The sequence below is a fragment of the Parabacteroides sp. 52 genome, from assembly GCF_010500925.1.
Taxonomy (GTDB): domain Bacteria; phylum Bacteroidota; class Bacteroidia; order Bacteroidales; family Tannerellaceae; genus QVMG01.
The window spans coordinates 101,528-113,596 of sequence record NZ_QVMG01000002.1 but is presented as its reverse complement, the minus strand read 5'-3'; the positions used below and the strand labels follow the sequence as shown (position 1 = coordinate 113,596).

General features: G+C 43.4%; 12 protein-coding genes. 2 read left to right on the top strand and 10 right to left on the bottom strand.

What is annotated here, in order from left to right:
- Positions 1-154: 154 nt before the first annotated feature.
- From D0T51_RS02895 to cysQ, 7 genes are all read right to left on the bottom strand, one after another.
- A complete protein-coding gene (locus D0T51_RS02895) occupies positions 155-1,147 on the bottom strand; it encodes a PCMD domain-containing protein (RefSeq protein WP_163724908.1) in 993 nt (330 codons plus the stop codon).
- A 54-nt stretch (positions 1,148-1,201) separates the two neighbouring features.
- Positions 1,202-2,302 (bottom strand): sulfotransferase, encoded by a 1,101-nt coding sequence (locus D0T51_RS02890; RefSeq protein ID WP_163724905.1) that lies wholly within the window; start codon positions 2,300-2,302, stop codon positions 1,202-1,204.
- A 3-nt stretch (positions 2,303-2,305) separates the two neighbouring features.
- Positions 2,306-3,742 carry a sulfate adenylyltransferase subunit CysN gene (gene cysN, locus D0T51_RS02885; protein ID WP_163724902.1) on the bottom strand — a complete coding sequence of 479 codons (1,437 nt, stop codon included), beginning with the start codon at positions 3,740-3,742 and terminating at the stop codon, positions 2,306-2,308.
- A gap of 32 nt (positions 3,743-3,774) precedes the next feature.
- Positions 3,775-4,713: a sulfate adenylyltransferase subunit CysD gene (cysD, locus tag D0T51_RS02880; protein WP_163724900.1), complete on the bottom strand. Its 939-nt coding sequence runs from the start codon at positions 4,711-4,713 to the stop codon at positions 3,775-3,777.
- Between the two features lie 32 nt (positions 4,714-4,745).
- Positions 4,746-5,372, bottom strand: a complete 627-nt coding sequence (cysC, locus tag D0T51_RS02875) for an adenylyl-sulfate kinase (protein ID WP_163724897.1) — start codon at positions 5,370-5,372, stop codon at positions 4,746-4,748.
- A gap of 45 nt (positions 5,373-5,417) precedes the next feature.
- Entirely contained in the window at positions 5,418-6,971 is a 1,554-nt protein-coding gene (locus D0T51_RS02870; RefSeq protein WP_163724896.1) for an SLC13 family permease, read from the bottom strand.
- Positions 6,972-7,112: 141 nt separating this feature from the next.
- Entirely contained in the window at positions 7,113-7,958 is an 846-nt protein-coding gene (gene cysQ / locus D0T51_RS02865; protein ID WP_203583305.1) for a 3'(2'),5'-bisphosphate nucleotidase CysQ, read from the bottom strand.
- 135 nt (positions 7,959-8,093) lie between these two features.
- On the opposite strand from cysQ, the gene D0T51_RS02860 reads away from it, so the two are divergent.
- Both D0T51_RS02860 and D0T51_RS02855 read left to right on the top strand, forming a co-directional pair.
- Complete coding sequence (locus tag D0T51_RS02860; protein ID WP_163724893.1) at positions 8,094-8,771, top strand: peptidylprolyl isomerase; 678 nt, start codon at positions 8,094-8,096, stop codon at positions 8,769-8,771.
- Between the two features lie 24 nt (positions 8,772-8,795).
- Entirely contained in the window at positions 8,796-9,545 is a 750-nt protein-coding gene (locus D0T51_RS02855) for a peptidylprolyl isomerase (RefSeq protein ID WP_163724890.1), read from the top strand.
- Here the strand turns inward: D0T51_RS02855 and D0T51_RS02850 are convergent.
- The 3 genes from D0T51_RS02850 to D0T51_RS02840 form a co-directional block, all read right to left on the bottom strand.
- Positions 9,538-10,224: an RluA family pseudouridine synthase gene (locus D0T51_RS02850; protein ID WP_163724887.1), complete on the bottom strand. Its 687-nt coding sequence runs from the start codon at positions 10,222-10,224 to the stop codon at positions 9,538-9,540. The two genes, D0T51_RS02855 and D0T51_RS02850, sit on opposite strands and share 8 nt — an antisense overlap.
- A 139-nt stretch (positions 10,225-10,363) precedes the next feature.
- Entirely contained in the window at positions 10,364-11,110 is a 747-nt protein-coding gene (gene fabG, locus D0T51_RS02845; RefSeq protein WP_163724884.1) for a 3-oxoacyl-[acyl-carrier-protein] reductase, read from the bottom strand.
- A gap of 14 nt (positions 11,111-11,124) precedes the next feature.
- Positions 11,125-12,069 carry a 3-oxoacyl-ACP synthase III family protein gene (locus tag D0T51_RS02840; RefSeq protein ID WP_163724880.1) on the bottom strand — a complete coding sequence of 315 codons (945 nt, stop codon included), beginning with the start codon at positions 12,067-12,069 and terminating at the stop codon, positions 11,125-11,127.

The window sequence follows — 12,069 nt, the reverse complement described above, 5'->3', positions numbered from 1 at the left end:
GCAAATATAGTGAAAGCCAAATGCAGAGCCAAACAAGTTTGAGCTATGCCAAGGCGCATCCTATATTCTGCAAAGATACAGCAAATCCCCCTTACCTGCTAATACCTGTTTTATAAATAAAGTGAAGGAGATAAACTAGTTTCCTTATCCCATCTCAATCCTCATCAGCGTAAACAACTCTTACATTGTCGATCCACATCGTATTACCGGGGGAACCGATATAGGCACCTCCGTGGCTGGAGGTAAATTGTAAGATGATGTGGGTAGGTATTTCATCGGGATCTGCCCAGCCGGTTTCGTTGATAGGCACGATATCACCCCGGCTGTTAACCGTATACCGCTCTTCATCCTGTATACGCATATAGTCTTTATACTCAGGATGCGCGCTGATATCCCCATAAAGAATAGGATAAGTGGCATTGTTCACCCAACCGGAGGTTGATTGCCAATAGCGGTTGACCATCGTGCCTACCCGTTTGGCATAGACTTTCCCTTCCTTGTCCTCCCATCGTTTCTGCAGGTAAAGTACAACAGCCAAGGAATCTCTTCCCGCCACCGTGCTTTTACGGCTGAAACCTGTACTGCGGGTACGATTCTCTTCCGGTGCGGCTTTTATCTTATAATCAAAACATACTGCCTGTGGTTTTTGAGTAAAAGGGATACCGCTTTGTAACTTACTTTGAGGATTCTTGGTTCCGGTAATAGGCTCATGCATAGCCCCCAGATAGAGAGAGCCGGCGGCAATAACTTCGATATTGATTAATCCCAACACTTTGACACTCTCGTACCGGGTCTCCAGACGGGCACACCATCCGTCGCCCCTTTTCTCCGGAAACACTGAGGTATTGGTTTTGACTACACCCGCCACCTTTGCCAACACATTTGAATTCGCCCATGGCGAACCGCCCATATTGGTATATGCATTATTGCCCCGGAGAGTATCCGGTGGAGCGACTTCATATAATAGCTTTGTGTTCCCACCAATCACAGCCGATTCCTTTATCTCACGAACCAACCACGCATTCATGTCTCCAAAAGGAAGTGTAACTGCCTTTTGGCAATTGACAATTGACAATTGACAATTGACAATTAAAAGAACTGCGCAAATGCACAGACGATATAAAACGACTCTTTTACCTCTTATCATATCCTTTTTTGTAAAATCTTTCAGAATTCATTGTCAACTGTCAATTGTCCATTCTCAAAGATTGTATCCCCAGTCTTTGAGCGCCATATCCCAGTTGTCCTCTACAATACGGACAGTACGATCTTCGTACTTATATTGATTCTTCTTATAACCTTTCTTTTTACCCAGGTACTTTTCTATATTGTCTCGCGATTCGTTGAAGCCGGTAAGGTCTAATTGTTTATAAATACTCTCAGTCATGGCGAAGGCATCGGCTTCAAAATCCTCAAACTTCACTTCAACAAGGTTACCGGCGGGGATAAGATGCTTCTCGTCTTCGTACTTATAATAAAGGCGGCGATAGACTTCAACTATGTTATTTTCCAATTCTTCATCCGTGGTATGCTGCAAACGAAGCGGACGTATAGTATTGGTAAAGAAGCTACGTGTGCTCTCGAATACAGTATAGGGATTACGTTTAAGATAAACAAACTTAGCATTGGGGAACATTTCCAACAGAGTACGTATACGTCCCGTATGCGGAGGGTTCTTACTCAGGAATTGAGTCCCGTTTGTATTCCATAGAGATATCTTAATCAGTTTCAGGAAGGTATCTTTAAATATCTGCCTTTCTTCCTCCGGTATCGTATCAAACAACAGGTAACGGTCGCAATACTCCATCATCTGTTTCGGGAAGAACCAGAAATTATAATAGGTATAAGGGATCATATTGGACAATGCAAACTCTTCTTCCTGCGGCAGGTCGACCTGCAATTCCAGACTATCCGTCGGACGTTTATCGGGCATCAGCCATGAAGTAGTCTTTTTAAAGAGAGGCTGACCAAAAAGCATGATATTGGGAAATACAGTCTGGTAGGTCGTATTATAGCCGAAGTGCTTGTCGCAAGCGAATATATTATGAACAAAGGTTGTACCACTTCGCCAATGCCCCAGGATAAACAAAGGATCCATCTCCAATGGTTTATCCTGCAGTTTACGGTAACGGGCGTTTTCTATTGGCTGCAACAGACTGAGTAGGCGACAAACCGACTTGGTAAGGTAATATTTCTGCTTAAAACCTTTATCTATCTCTTTCCCTTTCGTCAGTATCTGCAATGATTTCCAATTCGAACCGACCAATGTATTGACCGGTAACTTATCAAATTCCAACCCCATCCTTTAATCTTCTTTTGTTATACATCTCACAGGAAGCCCCTGTCTTTTCAAATCCTCACATACTTTGCGGATCGCGTCATAATGCTCCTCTCCTATTCCCAGTTCGGGCAGATTCAATACTGCCAATACATCGTCGGTCATCATATCTTTAATATCCACCCTGTCGATAATCATACCGACAGCTGAGGTGTTATTCGTGATGGGGTCGATCAGGATAAAAGCACCGGTTTGTTTGTTTTGGGTATACGGATCAAAAAACAATTCCTTTCCGGTAGTAAATACAACTTTCCCTATTTCATTCAGCACAAGGTGATCCACAGTAGACTGTTCCATCGTATTAACATCTACCTTATAACGGATATTATCTATACGGGCACGGCTCGTATTGGTGGTATGTTTGATATAGAATTGTTTGTTTCTGTCCATCGGTTCCTCATCCATCCAGACAAGCATAGCTTCGAAGTTACGGTCAGCCACAGGCTTATTATCCGGATGTACCAGCATCTCTCCACGGGAAATATCAATTTCATCCTCCAAGGTTATCGTAATACATTGGGGTGGAAAAGCATACTCCAACTCACCTTCATAGGTTACGATACTCTTTACCCGTGAAGTTTTCCCCGATGGTAAAGCCATAACCGTATCCCCTTTGCGCACGATCCCACTGGCGACTCTCCCACTAAAGCCACGGAAATCCAGATTCGGACGAAGCACATACTGTACCGGGAAGCGGAAATCGTCAAAGTTACGATCCTGGTCGATAGGTACGGTTTCCAGATATTCCAACAAAGAGATACCTTCATACCACGGGGTACGGCCGCTCTTCTCCACCACATTATCGCCATCCAGAGCAGAAAGAGGGATCGGAGTAATATCAGGAATATTCAGAGGTTCCACAAACGCCTTATAGTCATCTACGATACGATCGAATACCTGCTGATCAAAATCGACCAGGTCCATCTTATTTACAGCCAACACCACATGTTTGATTCCCAGAAGAGAGACCAGGAAAGTATGACGCCGCGTCTGCGTAATCACTCCCGTGCGGGCATCCACCAGGATGATGGCAAGGTTAGCCGTAGAGCCACCCGTAATCATATTGCGGGTATATTGTTCGTGCCCCGGAGTATCAGCTATAATAAACTTCCGGTTATTCGTACTGAAGTAACGGTATGCCACATCAATCGTTATACCCTGCTCCCGTTCCGCCTTTAGGCCATCCAATAATAAAGCATAATCAATATGCTCACCTGCATTACCCATGCGTTTACTATCCCGCTCCAGCGCATCCAGTTGATCCTCATAGATTTTCTTACTGTCAAATAATAAACGCCCAATCAGCGTAGACTTCCCATCATCCACCGATCCCGCGGTCAGAAATCTTAACAGGTCTTTCTGTTCATCCTTATCGAGATATTCCTTTATATTTAGTGTATTCATTATCAATTTTCAATTATCCATTATCAATTGGATCAAAAGTATCCTTCCCTCTTCTTCTGTTCCATACTGCCTTCCTGGTCGAAGTCGATCACACGGGTAGTACGTTCACTCTTCGTTGTCGTCATCATCTCCTCAACGATTTCTTCGATAGTCTCGGCTTCACTCTGAACAGCACCGGTCAACGGATAACAACCGAGGGTACGGAAACGCACTCGCATCATTTCCGCTTTATCCGCCAACTCCTTTGGCATACGTTCGTCGTCTACCAGGATCAGGTTTCCATCCATATTGACAATCGGGCGTTCCTTGGCATAATAAAGAGGCACGATCGGTATATTTTCCAAGCGTATATATTGCCATACATCCAATTCGGTCCAGTTTGATAGTGGGAAAACACGGATACTTTCCCCTTTATGAATCCGCGCATTATAGATATCCCATAACTCCGGACGCTGATTCTTAGGATCCCACTGATGGAACTTATCACGGAAAGAGAAGATACGTTCTTTGGCACGGCTCTTTTCTTCATCGCGACGGGCACCACCAAAGGCGGCATCAAACTTATGTTTATCCAATGCCTGTAACAAAGCCTGCGTTTTCATAAGGTCGGTGTGCACCTTACTACCATGTGTGAATGGTCCTACTCCGGCATTAAAAGCTTCCATATTGGATTCCACAATCAGGTTCCATCCAAACTTCTTCGCATAAGCATCACGAAACTCAACCATTTCTTTGAATTTCCACTTCGAATCGATATGCATCAAAGGGAACGGTACCTTGCCCGGGGCAAAAGCTTTTTCCGCCAACCGTACCATCACCGACGAATCTTTTCCTATGGAATAAAGCATCACCGGATTTTCAAACTCAGCAGCCACCTCACGGATAATGTGGATAGATTCAGCTTCGAGCTCCTGCAAATGACTTAGATTCAATTGACAATTACTCGTCTCATTATTTTGTTTCTCAATCATAACTCTTTATTTATTCTTTTCATTGTCAACTTTCAATTGTCAATTATCAACCCCAACACCTTCTGTACCGATTCCTCTAGGCTAAATACAGAAGTATCTAAAGACAGATCCGGATTTAAAGGAGCTTCAAACGGAGCAGACACTCCAGTAAATTCTTTTATCTCTCCTTTTCTTGCTTTGGCGTACAAGCCTTTGACATCACGGCGTTCACATTCTTCTATCGGAGTGCTTACATATATTTCCAGAAAATCATCTTTCCCGATAATAGACGCTGCCATCTCCCGAATCTCATTATTCGGACTGATAAAAGCCGCCAGCGTGATAATGCCTGTATCTACAAACAGTTTACCCACCTCCGCAATACGGCGGATATTCTCCACCCTATCCTCTGGTGAGAAACCCAGGTTATTATTGATACCCGTCCGGATATTATCGCCATCCAGTATGCGGCATAATAAACCCCGGTTATGCAACTCACGTTCGAGCGCGATAGCAATCGTACTCTTCCCCGAACCGCTCAGTCCCGTAAACCAAACCATTATGCCCCGTTGCCGCAAAAGAGTCTCTTTATCTTCTCTTTTGAGCATCCTGTCAAAAACAGGTGTTATATTTAATTCTTCATTGCTTTGCGCTTCGCTAAGCGATCTACGATTCTTCATTGTTTTACACTTCATTAAGCGATCTACGATTCTTCATTTCTTCATTCAAAATGCCCATATCATCGGCGCTAGAAATACAGCCATCAAAAACACGATAATAGTAAGCGGCGTTCCTATCTTCACGAAATCCATAAACGAATAGCCTCCTATCCCCTGCACGATCATATTGGTCTGATAACAGATCGGCGTACAGAAGCTGGTAGAAGCTGCCACACAAATAACCATAAAGAAAGGCATAGGATTAACTCCTAACTGCGTTGCTACCGATAGAGCGACAGGGAATCCCAAAGCTGCAGCCGCATTATTGGTGATAAGTTGTGAGAAAAAGGCGGTGATAAGAAAGGTCATAGCCAATAACACATAAGGACCGAATGTCTCGGACAGGCTTATGATATAGCGTGCAGCCATAGTTGCCACGCCTGAGTTTTCAATCGCTTTACTGATCGCAAAGGCACAGGCGATAGTGACCAGTATGTCCCACGATATATATTTTGTATACTTACGTGCCGGGAATATCTTAGTCCACGCCATGATGATCGTAGTAACACATACAAAAAAGAACATATCCAGTTTTATATCCGGGAAAGCCTCTTTGGTAGCAGGCAACTCTCCTATCGTTGCTCCGGCAATCATAAACAGGAACAGACCAAGAGCAAACCACCGTTTCTTGTTGGAGATAGGTTTCACATCCTCTTTCCCGTTGGATAAGATAAGAAAGACACTGGATTCTCTCCAGGTCGGTATAAACGATTCATCGCCCCAAAGCGTCAGGACATCTCCCTCCTGGAAGACAACCTCTTCCAGTTGTCCGGAAATACGTTGTCCGGAACGTTTTATCTCTTTAACAATCGCACCGTAATGACGTAAAAAGTTAAATTCTTTCAGGTTTTTATTTATCCCCGGAAAACGAGGTCCTAACACAGCCTCTATCTTATGCCATCCTTCTTTTTCATCTGCCTCTGTCAACTCTTCCTTTCCGTTCGCCGGAGAATCGGGTAAGAGTTTATTGGAAAACAAAATCAGGAAAAGGACACCTACAATAGCAATCGGTAATCCGATCTTTCCGATCTCGAACATGGACAAGCCTTCATATCCCGCCTCCATAATCATACCGTTAACCACCAGATTGGTAGAAGTACCTATCAAGGTACAAATTCCACCAAGGCTAACCGCGTATGTAAGTGGAATAAGGAATTTAGTAGGCGGCAGCTTTACCTTCTCCGCCCAGCGTTTAATGATCGGTGCGAAGATAACCACCATAGGTGTATTATTCAAAAAAGCCGACATACCGGCAAGTATAGGGAGTAAACGTGCCTGCGATCTTATTACTGTAGTATTTCCTTTAGGGAGGAATTTAGTGAATATTTGGCTGAGTGTACCACTCTGACGGATCCCCTCACTCACGAGAAAAAGCAGGGCAACCGTGATCATGCCCTTATTACTGAAACCCTCCAACATCTCCTTCGGAGTGAGTACTCCCGCGCATAAGAACAGGACCACCACCGAAAACAATATCATACCCGGGCGCATTAAATCCCGGATAAGCGCAAAGACCATTAAGGCCAACCCTAATAACACAAAAATTATTTCAAAACTCATGCCTTTAAGACTAGCGTCTCTTATATATAAATCAATTAAAGACGGCAAATGTAAAAAAGATTCTCAACTGAATCATGCCTTTACAAGTACCTAATTACCTGGATAGCACATTCAGACTATAAAATTCCGCAAATGGAACAATTACTGCCTGACAATAAACCACGGATTTAGTAGATTCTCTTTGTTATAATTCAAGGGTGTTTTGTCGTCAATCTGGTAGATTTCACAGCCAGCAGCACGTGCGATCGCATGGCCGGCAGCCGTATCCCATTCCATAGTGGGAGCAAAACGAGGATAGACATCCGCCGATCCTTCCGCCACCAAGCAAATCTTCAGGCTACTCCCACTATGGATCAGAGTAACCGGCTTTCCTTGCTTCCGCAAATTCTCTATATAGGCTGTCGTCTCTTCCGACTGGTGCGACCGGGAAGCGACCACCACAATACCCTGGTGCCCTACCGAAACAGGCAGGCGCAACGCTTTTTGTTTTATTTCCTCAAAGGATAGTTGATTTTCATAATCCACCCCAGTCACCTTATAAGCGCCCGATTGCTCCGTGCCATAATACAATTCTTTCCGGCAAGGAACATAGATCACACCCAATACAGGAACGCCCTTTTCCACCAAAGCGATATTTACGGTAAATTCTCCGTTCTTTTTTATAAACTCTTTAGTTCCATCCAAAGGATCAACAATCCAAAGTGTCTCCCACTTCGAACGTTCCTCAAACGGTATTTCTTTTCCTTCTTCACTCAAAACAGGAAACGGAGTTGCCGACAAAGCCCCCGTGATAAAATCATGCGACGCCCTATCTGCACGCGTCAGAGGAGAATGGTCACTTTTTCGTTCCACCCCAAAATCCGCGTCGGGATCGGTATATACATCCATTATGGATTTCCCGGCATCAATGGCTGCCCGCATGGCAATGTAGAGATAATTGGAATAACTCATCACACTTTGTTTTAAATCAGGAACAAATATACTCATTTTCTTTCAAGCTGAAGATACTTCTCGCTTTTCATCCACCTACTTTGTTAAAGAAATCAAAAGAAACAGGATACATCAAAAAATCGTATTTTATTGTTACTTTTGCTCACTTCAATTTAATAAAAAGAGATGAATATGAGACATATGTTGACTTTTTTACTGATTTTAGTCTGTTCTTTTTCGGCTTATTCACTGTCAGCGCAGGAAAAAGAAAACGAGACAATGGTGTTGATTGATACGGATATGGGGAAAATAAAAGTAAAACTATTCAATGAAACGCCTCTGCACCGGGACAACTTTATTAAAAATGTAAATAACAAGCTTTACGACGGGCTTTTATTTCATCGCGTAATCAAACAATTTATGATCCAAGGCGGAGATATTGAATCAAAGGATGCTCCTCTTGAAAAACATTTAGGAGATGGAGACCTGGGCTATACCGTCCCGGCCGAATTTGTTTATCCCCAATACTTCCACAAACGAGGCATGTTATGCGCCGCACGTACTGCAGATGCTGAAAACCCGGAGAAAGCCTCTTCCTCTTCCCAGTTTTACATTGTCACCGGTAAACATTACACCGCTATGGAATTAGACAAGATGGAAAACAACAACAACAAAACATTTACCCCCGAAGAACGGGAAGCCTATATGCTCGAAGGAGGCACTCCTCACCTGGACGGAAACTACACCGTTTTTGGAGAAGTTATCAGCGGCATGAAGACTGTCGATAAGATACAATTTGTCCCGACAAACGAAGACGACCGCCCCTTGAAAAATGTCAAGATCAAATCAATGACTATTGTAAAGAAATAAATTTAAAAAACAATTATACTTTTTATGGAAACAAAGGTTAAACTACATACATCCTACGGAACAATCATTCTTAAACTCTACAATGAAACACCCCTACACCGAGACAATTTTATCAAACTGGTAAAAGAAGGACAATACGACGGCTTACTCTTTCACCGCGTCATCAAAGATTTTATGATACAAGGAGGAGATGTCACTTCCAAAGACGCCCCCTTGAATAAGCAGTTAGGAGCTGGCGATTTGGGATATACTGTTCCGGCTGAATTTGTTTACCCTCAATATTTTCATAAAAAAGGAGCTTTATCTGCTGCCCGTACCGGGGATGAGGTAAACCCGGAAAGAGCCTCTTCCGCCTCTCAGTTTTACATTGTTACCGGGAAAGTATACAAAGAGTCGGAGCTGAAACAATTGGAAAAACAAAAAGAAAGCCAACTGATTCAATCCATATTCAACCGGTTGCAAACGGAAAACAAACCGAAAATCATGGAATTGTACCGCAATGGAGAGAAAGACGAATTAACCATTCTACGCGACACCCTGGTAGGAAAAGCACAATTGGAAGCGGAAAAACGGAAAGAGGAAGCGAAATTCACCCCCGAACAACTCGAAGCGTACCAAACAATAGGAGGCACTCCTTTTCTGGACAACCAATATACAGTCTACGGGGAAGTGATTGAAGGGTTGGATGTTGTTGAAAAAATAGAAGGAACAAAGACCAACAGTCAGGATCGTCCGTTAGAAAACGTAAGCATTCTCTCTGCCGAACTCATTTAACAGACGAAAGACCTTTCGTTAAGGCTGCCCACAAATTATCCTCCGGTACAGGAGCTATCACCTGAATAGATTCTTTGGATACCGGATGGATAAAGCCTACCCTACGGGCATGCAAGCTGATCCCTCCATCTTTATTGGAACGATCGAAGCCATACTTCAGATCTCCTTTGATAGGACATCCCATTTTGGCCAATTGCACACGTATCTGGTGATGACGTCCCGTCTGGAGGTCAATCTCCAATAAATAGTAATTATCTGAAAAAGCGATTAATTTATAACGCAGGATGGCTTTCTTCGCTTGTGGCTTTTCGGTATCGTAGGCGTAACTCTTATTCTGTTTTTCATTACGTACCAACCAATTGACCAATTCACCTTCTTCTGCCGGCGGACGGTTCTTCACGATCGCCCAATAGGTTTTCTTTACCTCTCCCAAGCGAAACATCTCATTCATCCGGGACAAGGCTTTGCTGGTTTTGGCAAAAAGAACAACGCCACTAACCGGACGATCCAACCGATGCGTGACGCCAACAAATACATTCCCGGGTTTATTATACTTCTCCTTCAGCCAATCTTTCAACAGATCCGACAAAGGTTTGTCCCCGGTCTTGTCTCCCTGCACAATCTCATTACAGGTCTTATTAACAGCAATAATATGATTATCTTCGAAAAGGACTACCACTTTTTTTAACGATTAATGATTTACGATTAGTGGTTAGTGATTAGTGGTTAGTGATTAGTGGTTAGTGATTAATTGTTTGGAATTATCCTATCGTTAATCATAAAACGTTAACCACTTATCACTAACCACTAATCACTATTTACATATTCATCCCACCATCACAAAGCAACACCTGCCCTGTTACATAAGCAGACATATCCGAAGCAAGGAAGGTAGCTACATTGGCTACATCTTCTGTTGTGCCTCCCCGACGTAACGGGATTTGTTTAGCCCATTCTGCTTTGACATCTTCCGAAAGAACATCTGTCATCTCCGTAAGAATAAAACCGGGAGCAATCGCATTGGCGCGCACACCCCGTGAGCCTAATTCCTTGGCAATACTCTTAGCCAAACCGATCATACCAGCTTTGGATGCAGAGTAGTTACATTGTCCGGCATTTCCTGAAACACCTACCACCGAAGCCATATTAATGATGCTTCCGCTTTTTTGTTTCATCATCACCGGAGTCAATGCATGGATAAAGTTGAATGCAGACTTCAGGTTTACATTGATAACCATATCCCATTGTTGTTCAGACATACGCATCATCAATCCGTCACGGGTGATACCGGCATTGTTTACCAATATATCCACTTTACCAAAATCTTTCACGATCTCGCCAACAACAGCATGTGCTTCTTCAAAGTTCGCCGCGTTGGAAGCATATCCTTTTGCTTTTACTCCCAAGGCTTCGATCTCTTTTTGTGTCGCTAAGCCATTTTCGTCGATAACCAAATCAGTAAATGCGATACTTGCTCCTTCGGAAGCAAATTTCAGTGCAATCGCTTTACCAATACCACGAGCGGCACCTGTTACGACAGCAACTTTTCCTTCTAATAGTTTCATATATTCTTCTTTTATTAACATTCAATCAAACAGGCTCCGGCTGAATATCCACCACCGAACACGGTCAAGCAGATCAGATCACCCTTCTTAAAGTCTTTGGCAAACTGGGCATACACCAAAGGGGTGCTCACCGAGCCTGTATTTCCCAATTCTTCTATATTGTGTAAGAATTTTTCTTCCGGCAATTGCAGTTGTTTGGCTATATTGGATAAGATACGCATATTGGCCTGATGACCGATAAAGTAAGTCAGGTCATTTATGGAATATCCATTTTTTTCCAACAAATAAACGGCATTTTTCGGCATATAGGTACACGCCTGGATAAATACATCCCGACCTTCCGGCATCATAATACCCCCATTTCCCGGACGCAACTGCACGCCTTCCGGTCCTTTGCCTATATGACCCAACCCCTGTGTTACGATTTCAAGGATATGAGGATCTTTCTCCGTCACACGTTCTTTGGATACAAAAAATGCAGCCGCAGCATCTCCCCACAGGTGTCCTGCCTTCGGATCCGTCTCATTCGAATAGGCCGAGTTTTTATCTGCAGAAATAATCAAGGCCTTCGACGCCTTCCCCATACAAAAATAGCCTTCTACAACCTCCAATGCATTGATAAAGGAAGAACAGGCGGAAGAAAGATAAAGCACTTTCGCGTTTTCTATATGAAACTCCCGTTGAGCCACATGCCCACCGGTTGCCACCGTATCAAAAGGAGAATAGGAAGCCATTATAACCAAATCGACTTCCGTGATATCATAAGGTAAGGAAGAAAGCGCCTGCTTCACGGCTTCTATTCCCATAGTCGTTACATTCTCTTCCGGCTTGGCTTTGGATCGGGTTTTGATTCCGGTACGTTGTTCAATCCACTCGCTGGTCAACCCATTCAGTTCTAAAAAGTGTTGGTTATCTACACGCTCTTCGGGTACATAATAACCTGTCGCATTTATATACAT

What these genes read in the sequence shown, in the direction of transcription:
- D0T51_RS02840 (WP_163724880.1), bottom strand. Translation starts at nt 12,069, where the DNA reads ATGTATATAAATGCGACAGGTTATTATGTACCCGAAGAGCGTGTAGAT.
- D0T51_RS02860 (WP_163724893.1), top strand. Translation starts at nt 8,094, where the DNA reads ATGAGACATATGTTGACTTTTTTACTGATTTTAGTCTGTTCTTTTTCG.
- D0T51_RS02870 (WP_163724896.1), bottom strand. Translation starts at nt 6,971, where the DNA reads ATGAGTTTTGAAATAATTTTTGTGTTATTAGGGTTGGCCTTAATGGTC.
- cysC (WP_163724897.1), bottom strand. Translation starts at nt 5,372, where the DNA reads ATGAAGAATCGTAGATCGCTTAGCGAAGCGCAAAGCAATGAAGAATTA.
- D0T51_RS02890 (WP_163724905.1), bottom strand. Translation starts at nt 2,302, where the DNA reads ATGGGGTTGGAATTTGATAAGTTACCGGTCAATACATTGGTCGGTTCG.
- D0T51_RS02895 (WP_163724908.1), bottom strand. Translation starts at nt 1,147, where the DNA reads ATGATAAGAGGTAAAAGAGTCGTTTTATATCGTCTGTGCATTTGCGCA.
- cysD (WP_163724900.1), bottom strand. Translation starts at nt 4,713, where the DNA reads ATGATTGAGAAACAAAATAATGAGACGAGTAATTGTCAATTGAATCTA.
- cysQ (WP_203583305.1), bottom strand. Translation starts at nt 7,958, where the DNA reads ATGAGTATATTTGTTCCTGATTTAAAACAAAGTGTGATGAGTTATTCC.
- D0T51_RS02855 (WP_163724890.1), top strand. Translation starts at nt 8,796, where the DNA reads ATGGAAACAAAGGTTAAACTACATACATCCTACGGAACAATCATTCTT.
- fabG (WP_163724884.1), bottom strand. Translation starts at nt 11,110, where the DNA reads ATGAAACTATTAGAAGGAAAAGTTGCTGTCGTAACAGGTGCCGCTCGT.
- cysN (WP_163724902.1), bottom strand. Translation starts at nt 3,742, where the DNA reads ATGAATACACTAAATATAAAGGAATATCTCGATAAGGATGAACAGAAA.